The 16,363-nt window shown below is 44.6% G+C and carries 14 protein-coding genes; 11 read left to right on the top strand and 3 right to left on the bottom strand.

What is annotated here, in order from left to right; genetic code table 11:
• Positions 1 to 30 precede the first annotated feature (30 nt).
• Positions 31 to 477 carry a MarR family winged helix-turn-helix transcriptional regulator gene (locus C170_RS11370; RefSeq protein ID WP_235200756.1) on the bottom strand — a complete coding sequence of 149 codons (447 nt, stop codon included), beginning with the start codon at positions 475 to 477 and terminating at the stop codon, positions 31 to 33.
• A gap of 231 nt (positions 478 to 708) precedes the next feature.
• On the opposite strand from C170_RS11370, the gene C170_RS11365 reads away from it, so the two are divergent.
• From C170_RS11365 to C170_RS11355, 3 genes are all read left to right on the top strand, one after another.
• Positions 709 to 1,182 carry an RbsD/FucU family protein gene (locus C170_RS11365; protein WP_036609525.1) on the top strand — a complete coding sequence of 158 codons (474 nt, stop codon included), beginning with the start codon at positions 709 to 711 and terminating at the stop codon, positions 1,180 to 1,182.
• Positions 1,183 to 1,308: 126 nt separating this feature from the next.
• Entirely contained in the window at positions 1,309 to 1,950 is a 642-nt protein-coding gene (locus C170_RS11360; protein ID WP_235200755.1) for a GNAT family N-acetyltransferase, read from the top strand.
• Positions 1,951 to 2,027: 77 nt separating this feature from the next.
• Positions 2,028 to 2,648 carry a TraX family protein gene (locus C170_RS11355; RefSeq protein WP_235200754.1) on the top strand — a complete coding sequence of 207 codons (621 nt, stop codon included), beginning with the start codon at positions 2,028 to 2,030 and terminating at the stop codon, positions 2,646 to 2,648.
• Positions 2,649 to 2,783: 135 nt separating this feature from the next.
• Here the strand turns inward: C170_RS11355 and C170_RS11350 are convergent, their stop codons facing one another.
• Together C170_RS11350 and C170_RS11345 are read right to left on the bottom strand one after the other, a co-directional pair.
• Positions 2,784 to 6,458, bottom strand: a complete 3,675-nt coding sequence (locus C170_RS11350) for a non-ribosomal peptide synthetase (RefSeq protein WP_051447188.1) — start codon at positions 6,456 to 6,458, stop codon at positions 2,784 to 2,786.
• A gap of 79 nt (positions 6,459 to 6,537) precedes the next feature.
• A complete protein-coding gene (locus C170_RS11345) occupies positions 6,538 to 8,280 on the bottom strand; it encodes a methyl-accepting chemotaxis protein (protein ID WP_036610901.1) in 1,743 nt (580 codons plus the stop codon).
• 510 nt (positions 8,281 to 8,790) lie between these two features.
• Between C170_RS11345 and rpiA the strand changes: the two genes are divergently transcribed.
• From rpiA to C170_RS11305, 8 genes are all read left to right on the top strand, one after another.
• Complete coding sequence (gene rpiA, locus C170_RS11340) at positions 8,791 to 9,462, top strand: ribose-5-phosphate isomerase RpiA (protein ID WP_017689275.1); 672 nt, start codon at positions 8,791 to 8,793, stop codon at positions 9,460 to 9,462.
• Positions 9,463 to 9,487: 25 nt separating this feature from the next.
• Positions 9,488 to 10,087, top strand: coding sequence for a GNAT family N-acetyltransferase (locus tag C170_RS11335; protein WP_051447127.1), 600 nt, complete (start codon positions 9,488 to 9,490; stop codon positions 10,085 to 10,087).
• A 15-nt stretch (positions 10,088 to 10,102) separates the two neighbouring features.
• Positions 10,103 to 10,564: a MarR family winged helix-turn-helix transcriptional regulator gene (locus C170_RS11330; RefSeq protein WP_017689273.1), complete on the top strand. Its 462-nt coding sequence runs from the start codon at positions 10,103 to 10,105 to the stop codon at positions 10,562 to 10,564.
• Positions 10,565 to 10,850: 286 nt separating this feature from the next.
• Complete coding sequence (locus C170_RS11325) at positions 10,851 to 11,939, top strand: cobalamin B12-binding domain-containing protein (protein WP_036609522.1); 1,089 nt, start codon at positions 10,851 to 10,853, stop codon at positions 11,937 to 11,939.
• A gap of 15 nt (positions 11,940 to 11,954) precedes the next feature.
• Positions 11,955 to 13,664 (top strand): ATP-binding protein, encoded by a 1,710-nt coding sequence (locus tag C170_RS11320; RefSeq protein ID WP_036609520.1) that lies wholly within the window; start codon positions 11,955 to 11,957, stop codon positions 13,662 to 13,664.
• A 36-nt stretch (positions 13,665 to 13,700) separates the two neighbouring features.
• Positions 13,701 to 14,654: an alpha/beta hydrolase gene (locus tag C170_RS11315; RefSeq protein ID WP_036609518.1), complete on the top strand. Its 954-nt coding sequence runs from the start codon at positions 13,701 to 13,703 to the stop codon at positions 14,652 to 14,654.
• A gap of 68 nt (positions 14,655 to 14,722) precedes the next feature.
• On the top strand, positions 14,723 to 15,436 hold the full coding sequence (locus C170_RS11310) for a class I SAM-dependent methyltransferase (protein ID WP_036609516.1): 714 nt from the start codon (positions 14,723 to 14,725) through the stop codon (positions 15,434 to 15,436).
• A gap of 290 nt (positions 15,437 to 15,726) precedes the next feature.
• The gene (locus C170_RS11305) at positions 15,727 to 16,164 is read left to right on the top strand and encodes a GNAT family N-acetyltransferase (protein ID WP_036609514.1); all 438 of its coding nucleotides are present in this window, start codon (positions 15,727 to 15,729) and stop codon (positions 16,162 to 16,164) included.
• The last annotated feature ends 199 nt before the right edge of the window (positions 16,165 to 16,363 follow it).

Raw genomic sequence — 16,363 nt, 5'->3', positions numbered from 1 at the left:
GATGATGTATTCCCCCTGAGTTGTGATTCATTACAAGTTGCGGTTAATGAGGGAAAGAGTATGTTTAAATGCTTCCATCTGGTCTTCGGATATACCTTCAGCAAGTTCTTTATTCATTTCTCTTTCAATCGGAACGAGGATATCAATTAACGCTTTGCCTTCCGTGGTGAGATATAACAGATAGGCTCTGCGATCCTGTTCGCTGGTCCGGCGTTCTACCCAGCCTTTTTTCTCAAGCAGATCAATAATCCGCGCAGTGGTGGGTTGGTCTTTGAAGACACGTGCAGCGAGCTCCTTCTGATTCACACCTTCGCCGCGGTCAACATTAAAGAGAACAGAAAATTGCTCTGTCGTAATATCATAAGGTTTGAATCGCGTCGCAAGTAAAGCTACTGCTTTACGGTGTGTGAAACCCAGCATGAATCCAACAGATTGTTCCAGTGTATAGTCCATGTGATTGCTAGACCTCGCTTCCATAATAAAATGTCCCAATTAATTAGTTGTTACAACAACTATATGTCAAACAAGTATTTTTGTCAAAATGAAATATTCTCATATCGAACGTACGTGTGCGCTGTGCAATGATCCAAAAATACTGTTAGAATAGTGATGAAACCGCTCTTATATAATCGATGTCTAGCGTGCTTGAAGAATGGAGAAAACCAATTTGCTCTAACTAATGTTGGAGATGACCAAGGAGAGCTGTGTATGCTAAAGAATATACCCGCAATAATACCTCCAGAGTTACTCAAAATCATGTCCGAAATGGGTCATGGAGACGAGTTGGTTCTGGCGGATGGCAATTTCCCCGCAGCCAGTCATGCCAAGCGACTGGTACGCTGTGATGCACTGGGAGTTGTTGAACTGTTGGATGCCATCCTGCAATTATATCCACTGGATACCTATGCTGAGCGTCCCGCTGCTGTCATGCAGGTTGTGAAAGGGGATCAGGTGATCCCGATCATATGGGAAGACTATCGCCGGTTGATTGAAGAATACGAAGGCATTACGGATGCTTTTGATCATGAAGAACGATTTGATTTTTATAAACGGGCTTCGAATGCCTATGTGATTGTTGCAACTGGTGAGCGAGCGCAATACGCCAATCTGATTTTGAAGAAAGGTGTCATTTTCCCCGATGCTGATCCTGGTCAGGAACAGCAGAATGCTGAATCGAACTGATTAATTACGGCGACGGAGCAGTGGATGCTTTGGTCGCCTTTTTATTTTTGTCAATACGAAGTAAATATAACAAAACGTACAGAATGGGCATGGACTAGATAAGCAAGATGCAATCTGGAAGCGCGCATGAACGAATGTCAGCTCACAGCTCAAGATACTACAAACTTTGATGCAGATGATGAATGGGGAAAAGGGAAGGACTGTTTTACAATTGAAAGAAATACAAACGAGGAGACGATGGTCTCCATACCAGAGGAGTTGAGTAAAATGCAGCACCGAATCAGACAAGCGGGTCTTCTTGATAGTAACGAAGTGGGACGTTTGTTCAATGAGTACAGGATGTTCTACAACCAAAATGCTGATATTGAGGCAGCACGTCAGTATATTAGAGAACGAATGGAAGGCCATGAATCGGTGATTTTGGTAGCAGAAACAGATGCGGAAAGTGATCATGGGACAGATGAAAGTAACGTTATGTCACTCTCGAAAGGCTTAATTTGTACTGGATTCGTTCAGCTATATCCCAGTTTTAGTTCGGTATCGATGGGGCCTGTCTGGGTGCTTAATGATCTATATGTGCATCCGGATTATCGTCAGCAAGGCATTGCTAGGAAGCTCTTGCAAGCAGCCAAGCAATTGGCATCTGAGCGAGGAGTTCTTCGTATATCACTCTCAACTGAGTTAAGTAACAAACAAGCGCAAGCTTTATATGAATCCGAAGGATATGCACAGGATACCAAATTCATGTATTATGAACTTAACGTATAAGAGGTTGCTCAAAAAGACGCACTATATGAATGAATGGCACACTTGTGTCGTCGGCAACAAGGGAGGGGAGTCGCAACATGATGCAGTGGATTGCCATGATCACGATGTTAATTGATCATATAGGGGCTGTCTTTTTTCCACATATTATAGAGTTGAGGATCATAGGTCGTATCGCTTTTCCAATCTATGCTTTTGCAGTGTATATCGGTTATAAACATACACGAGACGTACAAAAATACATATGGCGGCTGTTCTGGATCGCGATCATATCACAGGTGCCGTTCATGGCTGCGTTTAATCATTATTCTCTGAACGTGGTATGGACATTGTGGTCAGCCCTGTTGGTATTATTCGTTATTGATAAATTGCCATCCAAACTACTGGCGATTCCGATTGTAATTGGAGCAGGTTGGTTCATGGAAATTAGCCAAATGGATTACGGGATGTACGGGTTGTTATTGGTTCTGTTATTCCGCTATTTCCAGGGTCCTGTACTTGTCGTAGCACATGTCGTGTTAAATGGACTATATCTTCTGCTGCATAACAGCTCTGTGCAAATGTATAGTGTGCTCGCAACCGCCGGCATTGCTATTGCTCAGTATTACCAAGCGGGATTCCGTATGAAGGGGCCACGTTGGGTCTGGCGTTATTTCTATCCAGCGCATCTTGCCATCATTGCAATTATCCGATGGGTCTAAAAGAGTGATCCGGAATGAAGCCAAAAACAAAGAAGCCACTTTCATCGTCATTTATTGACGAGAAGGTGGCTTCTTTGTGTTCATTTGTGTTATTTATGATTATTGCTAATGTACGAAGTGTTGAAAATAAAGAACTTACTCCATCGCTGTAGAAGTGCCGTTATGGCGCCGGATTGCAGACGGGAAATATCCAATCTGAACGGCGTAGTCTAACATGGCGGAGATGAAGCGATCATCTGTTTTTGCACATGAGATGCCAGCAGGTTCCACATAAGCCGTTGTGACAGGGCAAGCATAGACATATGCTGAATCCTTCGCACCGTCGCCTTCAAGCTGTGCAATAGCCAACTGAAGAGCTTCCGGCTCTTTGCTGATGCTGGCATCGAACAACCAACGTGTGTAATCAGCGAAAGGTAGCGTTTCGACTTCGTAACCAGCCCGATTCACAGAACGGATCAGCTCATCATAACGGATGGGCTCCGGATTACAGATGTGGAATACACGACCGGCGGTATCCTGACGTAAGGCCAGATGAACGATAGCTTCACTTGCATAGTTTATCGGTGTGAAATCAACCATCCAGTCAGCTGCAGGAGCCTTGCCGAGCAATAACATTGCTTTGATCATACGATAAAAGGCGTTGCTATCAATATTGGACTGGAAGCGTCCAGTTTCGGAGTGGCAAGTGAGATTACCTGCACGATAGATGCTGACAGGTACACCTTCCTCTGCCGCAATCATGAGCACTTTCTCGGCTTCAAGCTTGCTGTCCGAATACAGGTTGTCCACATGCAAGTCAGCCGGGAACCGATCATATTGCAGGGAAGATTCCCATTGTCCGCTGAGTGCCAGATCTTCCGGAATACCCATCGTGGATACATGGTGGAAGGAAGCACCTGGTTTGCTACGAATCAAGTCTAGTAATGCGACCGTTCCTTCCACGTTTGTTTTGGCGAACTGATCGGCATCGCCAAAATGACGGACGTCTGCAGCGCAGTGGATGACACGGTCAATTCGATCCTGAACATAAGCCCTTTGTTCATCGGACAGACCGAGATTAAGTTGTTCGAGATCCCCTTCAATAATCTCCACGCGAGTGGAGAGTTGGTCAGTCAGTTGTTTGCCGAAATATCCTTCCAGCACGTTAGTCAAACGTTCCATTGCAGTTATTCCATTGGAAGGTCGACGAACAAGGGTGTAGATTCGTGTACTGGAATTCAGAATTAACTGTTGCAGCACATGAGAGCCCAGATAACCAGTCGCTCCGGTCAGTAACACATGCTCAGGTTCACGAATGAGCGGATAACCCAACTGGGATGTCAGCTCCACAGGGTGTTCGGATAGTTGTGTAATCATACCTTCGGTCACCACTGAATCCGTAACTACTGCTGCACTGAGAGACAATACTTCCACACGACGAGCGAGAGCGCGGACTGTTTTCTCGGCAAAGAAGTCGGCGATTTTCAGCTGTGGATAATGTGGCTTCAGAATGACCAGTACATGAATGACCCGGAGTGAATCACCACCGATATTGAAGAAGCTGTCTTCGACACCGAAGTCATCGTGCTGAAGGATTTCTTTCCATGCGTCCAGGATAATGGATTCCGTCTCCGTCTCAGGCATGACCCGGTCAGGGCGATCTTCATGTCGTTCCACATGAGGCAGAGATATCATCGCTTTGCGATTGATTTTTCCAGTTGGTGCAATCGGCATTTCATCCAGCTGACAGATCCACTTTGGTACAAAATAAGATGGAAGTTTCTCCGTCAGTTCTGCCTTGATGTCCGAAACAGAGAGGGTACTGCCATCTTTCGATGTAAAGTAACCAACCAGCATATTTTGTCCGTCGGATTCTTTCTTCGGAATGACGGCAACGTTCTGGATCTGATCAAGCCGTGCAAAGTGATCTTCAATCTCCCCGATCTCAATCCGGTGACCGCGAATTTTTAGCTGTGAGTCACTGCGACCAACATATTCGAGCAACCCGGTATCCAGCAATTTGGCAATATCGCCAGACTTGTAGATTTTCTCACCTATCGCAAACGGGTTCTCAATGAATGCTTGCTCTGTACGTTCTGGCTGATTCAGATAACCTTTGGCCAATGCAGGGGTAGAAATATATACCTCACCAGGTACACCTGCCGGACAGAGCTGTTGTTCTTCATTTACAATGTATACTTTGTAGTTATGAATCGGTTTACCGATAGGGATGTTCACCACATGTTCGGGAACCTGCTCACTGATGCGGTGAGTAGTTGTGGCTACTGTACATTCGGTAGGTCCGTACACATTAACAATATCAATCTGGTTTCCAAATTTGCGCTGGAAGGCACGAACCTGTTCACCATATAACGCTTCTCCGGCTACAGTAATGATTCTGACTTTGGCCAGCTTGTGGAAACCTTCATCGGATAAGTAGGAAGCAAGCTGATTGAAGAAAATCGTAGGCAGTATCGTAATGATGGTTGTTCCTGTCCGTTCAATTGCACTTGCGAATTCTTCAACGGATACACGTTCTTCCGCAGACAACAGATATAATTCTGCTCCATAGAACAAGGCGCCAATGGTATCCCACACGGATGCATCAAAGCTGTATGTAGCAAACTGGGTTAATACATCACCTGGTTGAATGTCACAATCACGCTGAACCACACTGCCAAGATTGGTTACACCCCGGTGGGCAATCAGTGCTCCTTTGGGTTTACCGGTCGACCCTGACGTGTAGATAATATACGCAAGATCATCCGGTTGAATATCCAGATTGGGGTTACTTGCTGCAAATCCGGCTAAACGACCATCCACAGCGAGAATCTGACGGACCGTAGCTATACTGGAGAACAAGCTGGAAGCTTGGGCATAAGAAGCCTCCGTTGTCAGCACGAAGGAGGACGCCGTATCTTCCACGATATAACTGTTACGTTCTTGTGGATGCTCAGGGTCGATCGGAACATATGCACCACCTGCCTTCAGAATACCAAGCAGGGAGATGATCGTCTCCAGACTTCGATCCATAAAGATACTGACGAATTCACCTTTCTGCAATCCATTGGATAACAGAACACGTGCAACCTGATTAGCTCGTTCATTCAATTCCCTGTACGTATAACTTTTGGATGGCGATGTTATCGCCGGTGAATCCGGATATGCCGCTGCCGTTGCTTCGAACCAGCCATGAACCGTCTGATTCTCTGGTTCGAGAACAGAAGTATCATTCATTTCACGGTAAAGCAATCGATCTGAGGCGGAAAGAATATCTACCGTACCGATTGCTTTCTCACCGTCACGCACAAGAGCGAGTAGAAGAGTCTGATAATATTCTGCATATCTCAGCACCGTAGACTCTTTTAACAGTGAACTATCATAGAACAGATCGAGGATGAGCATGTTCTGATCATCTCGAACGTTCCAGTTTAATATTTGAGGAGCTTGAGGCAACTGTACACTATTCAGCATAAAAAACGATTCAGGGTATCCAGCGTTTTGCAACGTGTATTCAATCTTGAGTTGCTCTGAAACCTGATGACATAGTTGGCTGAAGGTCAATTTCCCCTGAATCTGTAATGAAAGATAGGAAGCTGCCTGATCGGGGGAAAGTATACCTATGGCAAGTTCCTGTTCAGCTGACAATCGGAATAACAAGGCTGCATAAGCTGAGAGGAGTACCGGGTACACCATCTGTTCTCCATACTTCTGTTTAAGTTCACGGCTCAGAGAAGCATGTAATGTGATTTGAGCAGACTGATAAGAGAATGATTGTTGACGTCGCCCAAAATCCAGTGGAATCTGCAGAACTGGCAAGCTAGATTCCATGGAATGGGAAGAAGATGGTTGGTTTTCAATCACTTCAGTTATTCCTCCTTGGTTCAAACCGAATGTTTGTGGATTTGAATTATTGTTTGCTTACATTGAAATGAGAGATCAATTCTTGGAGTTCCTCAGACATGCTGTTAAGGCGTGTGGAGGAGTCTACCAGTGTAATCAAAGATGCTTTTTGCTCATCAACAGATGAGGAAATTTGTTCACTGCTGTTTGCTGTCTTGCTTACGCTTGAAGACAAGTCGTCCGCTGTAGCGGTCATTTCCTCCGTACCCGCAGAGATTTCTTCTGTCGCGCTTGATACTTCCTGAATCTGATTAGATACTTTTTTCGCTGCTTCTAAAATATCTTCGAACAGTTGTCCTGTTTGATCGGCTACGCTGAGTCCTGTATCTACTTCTGACGTACCTTGTTCCATTGCACGTACAGCTTGTTTAATTCCAGCTTGAATCTCTTGGATCAATACGCCAACCTGGCTGGTTGCTTGTTCAGACTGCTCGGCAAGTTTGCGTACTTCACCTGCAACAACTGCAAATCCTCTTCCTTCTTCACCAACACGAGCTGCTTCAATGGAAGCATTAAGAGCAAGCAAGTTGGTCTGGCTGGAGATACCCGAGATGATATTGAGAATATCGCCGATTTCCTGTGAACGACTCTCCAGAACCTCAATGGCAGAAGCGGTATTCTTAACCGATTCCGTAATCAGATTCATCTGTTCAGACACCTGACGGACAACGCTGTTACCTTGTTGCGAACGACGTTCCATCTCATAGGCTTCATCCGCTACACTTGCCGAGCTGCTGGCAATCGTCTGGATTACGGTAGCCATCTCGGACATGGCACGTGCACTATCCCGGGTTGCCTGTTCCTGTGAACGAATGTTTGAAGTGATTTGAGTTACATTATTATTGATAGAATCTGCATTCTCACTGTTGCGCTCGGAAACTTCATATAGCTCTTTGGCAGACTGATTTACTTCTTGTGACGTGATTTGCACTTTAACGATAGTATCGTTGATTTTGCGAACCATGGTGTTGAACTTCTCGTTAACGAGTCCCAGATCGTCTTTGCCTGTCGGAATGTTGACATTCAAATTACCCCGACTTACGTCATCAATTCCTTTGATCAAGTGACGGATAGGGGAAAGTGTGTTTTTAACTACAAGGTATTGGATAATCAGGAATAACAGCAAGAAGGCCACAAGGATGATAATTCCGTTTTTGAGCAAGGAGTTTAGTCCCGCGGGTACGGCTGATGCATCTGCATCAACGGCAAAATATGAGAAAATCTTTCCGTTGCTGTCTTTGATTGGATATGCAATGGTTGTCCATGTTCCGAAATCATCGGAATAAAATGTTGTGAATGTTGGGCGATCCGTATTAAGCATTTCTTTCAGTGCATTGGCTACAACGACCGGCTGCTCATACATGTCACCAATATTTACGTTCTCACTTTGAAAAGCCTCTCTTAGGTTGGTTGGCATCGCTACAAGGGAAGTTAATCTCTTGTTATCGCCACCGAGCTCAACACCGAAGATGTAGGCTTGTGCAATGTTAGGATAATATTCTTGCATCTCATCGAAATACGCTCGTAATTTCGTTTGTGTTGCTCCATCATAGCTACCTTCCGTAATAGCAGCTTGTACCTCGGCAGGATTGATATCTTCAGCCCATTTTTTGGTAATTTGTTCCACCTGTCCATGCAGCTGTTCAACAAGAACTGTTTTTTGAAAATAGTAACTGCTTGCGATAAGTGCTACCCCGATGATAACGATATTGGTAAATGAGAGTAACAAATTTTTGGAGAAAAACGACATGCTTTTCCAACTTAATGATTTCACTAAATTCCACTCCTGATCTTCTTTAAATTAAGAAACTTTAGGGTTGCATTGGTACAGTGAACTAGATCATTCCGTGATCCCCTCCAAAGGAAATTTATGCGACCATGGTCTTGGTTTATCAGTCGCTTTCGTAGAGACTTATGTACCGTATGAACCATAGGTGTCTAATTATTAAAACACATCTATAATTAATATGTCGTATAAAATGTCGTTAAATTGAATAGTATCGTTAAATTTTTTTTAATATTTTACGTATTTATGGACATATCAGATGGTTTATAGGTATTTAGAACTGTTTATTTTAAAATTTCCCATTTTTTAGCTTCATTCTGTATTCTATAACATGGTGGGTAAAAATACATCCTTCAACAAAACAAAAATATGATGGCAGAGATGCAACAGAAGGCACGGATATACATCGGAAGCGGTTTTATCTATAATAACTACATATGCATTTCTCAAATTATGAGCAGCGGGGGTTTATAGATGAATCTTAAACAGATAGCAGCAGAGCGTGCGGCAGAATATGTTGAAGATGGAATGAAGGTTGGATTGGGTACAGGTTCAACAGCTTATTATGCCATCTGCCGGATCGGTGAGCGGGTACGTGATGGATTGAACATTCAAGCGGTTGCCACTTCAGAGGCTTCGGACAAGCTTGCCCGTGAATGGGGGATTCCCATCGTCCCATTTGACCAGATTGGACGTCTGGATCTGACCATTGATGGCGCTGATGAAGTAGATCCCGAATTTAACCTGATTAAAGGGGGGGGCGGTGCTCTTTTGCGTGAGAAAATCGTGGCGGCCAATAGTGACAAATTGATTATTGTAGCGGATGGCAGCAAAGCCGTACAAAAGTTGGGGAAATTCCCGCTTCCAGTTGAGGTGGTTCCATTTGCTTCTGAGTGGACCTTCCAGGCGCTCGAACAATTGGGATGTCAACCACAGTGGCGGATGGATGGACAGCAACGTTATCTGACAGACAACGGAAACCTGATAGCAGATTGCCACTTGGAGGCGATTGATCACGCTGCGGACCTTAATGTCCAATTGAACATGTTACCAGGTGTTGTTGATAACGGACTATTTGTGGATATGGCTAGTACAGTCATTCTTGCCAATGCGGACGGAAGTATCGAAGAGCTTCATCGTTCTTAATAAGGAAGAGGGTGCTTTTCATCGTATGAAAGAACTGCCAATCGTTGATGGTGAACTTGTACTCAGGTGTGTGGAGAAACAGGATCTGAAAGAACTCTACGAATTGATCTACAGTGATGATGTACCTGAATGGAAGCAATGGGATGCACCCTATTACCCACTTAAACACGAAAGTTATGAAATTTTTGAACAAGGTATGCTCAAACGTATGGACGTAGATCCAGGCGATTCCAGACCCGTATCAATCCGTATTATTGAATCCGACAGACAAATTGTGGGTACAATCAGCTATTACATAGAAGATGAGTTATCCATGTGGCTGGAAATGGGGATTGTAATATACAGATCTGTCCAGTGGGGACGCGGGGTTGGTACACGCTCACTTGTCATGTGGTCAAGTCATTTGTTCGAACAGATGCCTTTGGTTCGGGTTGGATTGACTACTTGGTCTGGTAATGAACGTATGATGCGTGCGGCTGTGAAAGCCGGATTACAGGTGGAGGGGCGAATGCGGAAGTGTCGCATCGTTCACGGGCAGTACTATGATTCAATTCGTATGGGTATGCTCCGTGAGGAGTGGGAGCAGAAGCTGGCCCCTCATACGAGCCGAAATGTAAACAACTGATGGAGGATTATTGAAATGCTGAACACGGAGGACAACCGGGAACTGTCTTTACAATTATTCGTGGTTCTTGTTCGGGCCTACAATTCTGTGACCTCACGTTCCAATCGGGACATCCAGAGTCACGGACTGAATACGACAGAATTTGGTGTGCTTGATTTGTTATATCATAAGGGACCGCAGGCATTGCAAAAGATTGGTGAAAAGGTCTTAATGTCCAGTGGTAATATTACGTACGTTGTAGATAAGTTGCAAAATAAAAATCTGCTGTTTCGTCGACCATCCAAGGAAGATCGGCGTGTCATTTACGCTGAGTTAACCGAAGAAGGAAGAGAATTGTTCACACAGATATTTCCTCAACACCATCAGGTCATCATTGATGCTCTGGAAGGACTTGACCCTTCCGAGAAAGTGGATGCGATTAAGATGTTGAAGAAGCTGGGACTGGCGGCAGAAGGGAAAACTGACTTGCGTTCATAACGCAGGTCAGTTTTTTTTGTGGATCTCGAAAAGTACAGGTATATACTGGCTGACTGACTTGCAAGGCCCTCCATAATATAGGAAGATTGTTCTATACATTCATCGTGTGTAAAACATGATTATCGAAAGTTCATGTATAATGGAACATAACGATTAAGAGCGGAATGGATGGATTGGATCAAGTAGAAGAACCTATCCCGATTGCAAGTCAGCTAACATCAATCTCATTCTGGATTAGTCACGAATGAAGATTGAGTAGGATGCGGGTATGAGGAGGGGTGCATCTATGAGTCATCAAGAAGCAGGAGAACGTTTGCTCCAGGAATCTGCGAACTTAGCTGATAAAATAACGGAGAAACAGTATCTCAGACAGCCCGATTTACTTGAGCGATTTGGCGAGAATGGAAAAATGCGAACCAAACAGGATTCGGAGTATAGCTTGAACTATTTGGCAGAAAGTGCGCTCGTACAGAGTCCAGGTCTGTTTACTCATTATATTGCCTGGCTGAAAGTTCTACTTGAGGGTTATAAGGTATCACCAGAAGATCTGGCGATTAATCTCAATCTGATCAAAGAGACATTGGAAGAAGAATTTGACCATCCGTCAAAGTCACTTCTGCTCGAGTATCTGGAGATGGGAATATATAGAACAACACATATGGAGTCACAGGCGGGTTACATCAACGAATCCATGCCATATGGAGATGCTGCGCAATCTTACTTACAGTGTTTGCTAGAGAATAAACGGAAAGAAGCCTTTGAGATCATTGAAGCTCAGTTAGAAGCTGGGGTGACGATTCGTGATATTTATCGATATATCTTTCAGCCCACCCAATATGAAATTGGACGATTGTGGCAATGCCATCGTATTAGTGTGGGGCAAGAACACTTTTGTACGGCAGCGACCCAGTCATTTATGTCACGTCTTTATTCCCTCTGGTTGAATCATACGGGTCAGGATAAAAAACTAGTGGCTACCTGTGTAGGCAGTGAACAACATGAGATCGGGCTGCGTATGCTCACAGATGTGTTCGAGATGGAAGGTTGGGATACGCACTATCTGGGAGCCAATGTTCCCAATGGAAGTGTAATAGAGGCTATAGAGCGGCATCAGGGCGATGTTGTTGCGATATCGGTTACGATGACGTATCACCTTCATCTGGCCAAAGAGTTGATTCATCTGATCCGTCATCATCCGGCAACGGCACATGTGAAGATTATGGTTGGGGGATATCCCTTCAATATTGATCAGGAGTTGTGGAAAACGATAGGAGCTGACGGTTATGCTCCAGGAGCCGATGAAGCGGTAGCGGTTGCAGAACAATTACTGGCTCAGCCAGCTACATGTAATCAGCTTGATATGGTTAGGGATTAAGAGAGGGATGATGTGATGTCTAATGAGAGCGGAGAGATACAGAGGCTACGCAGAACGATTGAGCAGTTATCGGATCAGATGATCCGGAGTAAAGAGCAAGAGGAACGGACACTCTCGGAATTCTCGGATATGAATAATGAACTGGTGACACTCCAGCGTATGCTTGCTAAGAACAATAACAGTCTTGAAGCTGCACGTCAGCAAGCAGTAGATGCAGGTGATTCAAAAATCGCATTTATTGCAGGCATCAGTCATGATTTTCGTACGCCATTAAATGGCATATTGGGGATGGCTGAGATGCTGAAGCTGTCTCCATTGTCTGAAGAACAGGAGAATTCCGTTTCCGTTATACAGGATGCTGCCAAACTGCTGCTTAAGCTGATTCAGGATCTTCTGGATCTGTCCAAACTTGAGGCGGGTCAGATGCGACTTGAACTGGGAGAAGTGGATCTGCAAGAGACGATAAACTATATTGTTCGTTTGCTCGAACCCCAAGTCAGAAAGAACGGAAATCAGTTATCGATAGACTGTGACCCCAGAATCTCTACTCTTCTTGAAGGGGATCCAACGAGGATTACACAGATACTGATCAATCTAATTCAGAATGCGAACAAATTCACATCAGAAGGTACGGTGCGGATACGAGTCACCCTTGTGGAAGATGATGAAGTTACACAAATGATCCGATTTGAAGTCGAAGACACGGGGATTGGTATCTCGGAAGAAGATCAGAACCAGTTATTTCAACCCTACATGCAGACTGAACGAGGACGCTCAAGTGAGTATGGAGGAACGGGCCTTGGATTATCGATCTGCAGGTCGCTCGTTACACTGATGGAAGGTCGGATTGGAGTAGACAGTCAGGAGGGTGAAGGATCAACATTCTGGTTCGAACTTACACTTGGTAAGAAAGACGGTAACCAGTCCGCTAACCAGTCTGTTGCTTCCGCTCAAGAGCAACAGGGGCAGGATATGGATGATGAAGCTCCTTCTGTATCTGTATTGCTGGCCGATGATAATGTCATCAACCGACAGCTTGTTATGTTGCAGCTCAAGAAACTGGGAATAACCCAAGTGGACGCTGTAGTGAATGGGGAAGAGGCAATAGCTGCTTTTCTCAGCAAAAAATACAGTTTGATTCTCATGGACTATATGATGCCATTGATGGACGGTTTGGAGGCAACACGCAAAATCCGCTCGATAGAAATGGATGAAATGCGCCATACCACACCAATCATTGCAATGACAGGTAATGTCATGCAGGGAGAGAAAGACAAGTGTAAGGAAGCCGGGATGAATGACTTTATTGGCAAACCCTTCACGCTGGAAATTCTGAGCAAGATGATCGAGAAGTGGCAGCAATCCTCCGAACCGACCGAGGTACTAAATATGAGCATCGTACATGAGATTGCGGAATTAAACACCGATGGCGATCGTACACTCCTTGGTATGTTGTTGGACATGTATCGTACCGATACACCTGGCAAAATTGAGGCGCTGCGCAGACATATTGTGTCCGGTGACCATGTTGCTGCAACCGAGGTAGCCCATGATCTGAAATCAGGGAGTTTGAGCCTGGGGATTCGTTATTTATCAACTTTGTTTGCCCGGATAGAGCAGTTGGCGAAGGAAGGTCAATCACGGAAAGCAGAACCTTTGCTAGATGCTTTGTTACCCGCCTATCAAGCAGCATGTGTAGCACTGCAACGAGTAAGTAAAGATTGAATATATCTTAATAAGGAAAGAGGGTAGGGCTCGTTCATGTTATTCTACGTACTTGCAGCACTGGTACTGATCGTTCTTGCTCTTCTGTGGGCAGGAGGGCTTTATTTTTTCAAAACGGCCATTCGCCGTACAGCAAAAACGTTTTTGGTAGATAATCCAAATCTGATGCCTGAACCGGACAATGAAATCATTAGCAGTGCTTCTGACCTGAAGTGGCTGGATGCTCAGCCTACAGAAGAGATATCTCTTCAATCACATGATGGATTAAAACTGTATGGTACATGGCTCGGTTCCAATAAAGGGTCGGATCAGACGGTTATTCTGGCACATGGTTATTCGGGTAGAGGCAGAGAAATGGCTGGATTTGCCCGGTTTTATGCGGAAAAGCACGGTTATAACGTACTCATGCCAGATGATCGAGGTCATGGACAGAGTGAAGGTGATATCATTGGTTTTGGTTGGTTAGATCGGAAGGATTATGTCCAGTGGACCAACTGGGTGCTTGAAAAAGTGGGTACACAAGGGGAAATCATATTGCACGGCATATCCATGGGAGGAGCAACCGTACTGATGACAGGTGGTGAAGTTCTGCCGATTCAGGTTAAAGCGATTGTATCTGATTGTGCGTATACATCCGTGGAAGAAGAACTGACGTTCCAGTTAAAGCAATTATACAAGCTTCCTGCATTTCCGTTTATACCTGTCACAAGTCTGATCTCCCGGTGGAAAGCAGGGTATTCCTTTAGAGAGGCTTCGGCTCTCAAGCAGCTTGCCAAAGTTAACATTCCCGTGTTATTCATCCACGGAGAGGCGGATACGTTTGTACCAACGGAAATGGTGTACAGGTTGTATGAAGCCTGCCCAACCAAAAAGGAATTGCTGACCGTCCCCCGTGCCGGTCATGGCACAGCGTTTCAAGTCGATCGCACCGGATATGAGGCGGCGCTGGAATCCTTTATGAAGAAAAATCTGTCACCTGCTGTTAATTGATTTTTTTGTGACAATCTGGGTATTAAGTAGAAGATGCAAATCATTTTCTAAACGATGGGGGTATCTTGATGGGAAACGAACAATTTGAGGCTGCGCGAAAAGCAGAGGCAGGTTATCATTCCAATTTCTATCAGAATAATGAATTATTCGCCTCTGGTACCTGGATGTCGAGGCCCATGCCTATGGTGATGGATATGCTGGAACGTCTACTTGCTCACAAGGAGGAATTGCGTGTCCTCGATCTGGGATGCGGAGTGGGAAGGCATACGATACCGATTGCACAGCGCCTTGCAAAAACGAAAAGTGAAGTCATCGGTGTGGATTTGCTGGATGAGGCCATAGACGGACTTCGCAAGTATGCGAAAGAATATCAGGTTGATCATATCGTACAGGCAGTGAGAGCAGATGTTGAACATTATGCTGTGGAGCCAAACTATTTTGATTTTATTGCTGCATGTTCTTGTCTGGAACATGTCTCAAATAAGCAAGCCTTCATGGAAGCGATAGACCGGTTACAGGCCGGAACTCGTACAGGGGGCATTCATTGTATTACGATGAGCACCAATGTGGAGGAAAAAGAAATCAATACAGGCAAGGAGATTAAACCATTAATTGAGCTGAACCTGCCCACAGCCGAGGCGATTGCTATACTGGAGGATGCCTACAAAGGCTGGAATATTCTGCTTCAGGAGCATGTTACACAGACGATTGAAGAGGAAAAGTATGATGAACCGACACAATTCCGTTGTGAACTGCTTCGTTTTGCTGTACAAAAGCAATAAATTCTCTGCCGGGACCTGACAATGGACCCGGCACTCTTAATGTGTGGTCTGAAGGGAGATGGTTAAGGATGAATACATATGTAATAGGGATGGATGGAGGAGGGAGCCACACGCGTGTGGCTGTCGCAGATCAGAACGGGAAGATATTGTATCCTATGTGCATCACGATACCAATGCTGAGCAAAATGTGCTGGAGGGTATCGGAGTCGAATCGGCACACGACTTGAACTTTTAGAGGCTAACGACTACAATACGATAACGGAAACAAGCAAGGTATAGGAGGAATCAAAGTGTTAATTAATCTGAAATCACGCATACAGGAGCCGGAAGTACAGGAGCTGTTGTCCTACTCGGTCTTTCCTGATCCGGATCACTTGAACCGTGCGTTGCAACAATATGTAGAGAAAGACGAATTGCAAATGGGCGGTTACGAAGATGAGGGACAATTGATCGGTCTGATTGGATATGAGAAGACAGGAACAAGTGAGGTTACCATTCATCATATCTCGGTTTTGCCTGAAAACCGCTTTAAAAATTATGGACGTGGTATGATCTCACAACTGTTGGCAACATACAATCCCGATAGACTGATCGCTGAGACCGAGTTGGAAGCCGTCGAGTTTTATCGGAATACGGGGTTTGTGGTATATAGTCTGGGTGAATTATACCCAGGTGTGGAGCGATTCCGTTGTGTGCTTGAAAAAGAGGAAGATACGGACGAAGAGTAGCACAGAGACCTTTTATTACTTTAAAAAATATATGGATTATCATCAGTACAGGATGTTGGATTTGGCAATGAGCTGAGTCGGACGTCCTGTTTTTTTGTCGTTTTCATCTAAAAAGAAGGAAAAAAGTATTGCTTTGTAAGATTGTTTCATTATAGAATAGTTTCACAGAAGAATAGTTCGTTAAGTGAACTATATAGAT

This window comes from Paenibacillus sp. FSL H7-689, assembly GCF_000517905.1.
GTDB lineage: Bacteria > Bacillota > Bacilli > Paenibacillales > Paenibacillaceae > Paenibacillus > Paenibacillus amylolyticus.
This window is presented reverse-complemented; position numbering and strand designations above follow the sequence as displayed.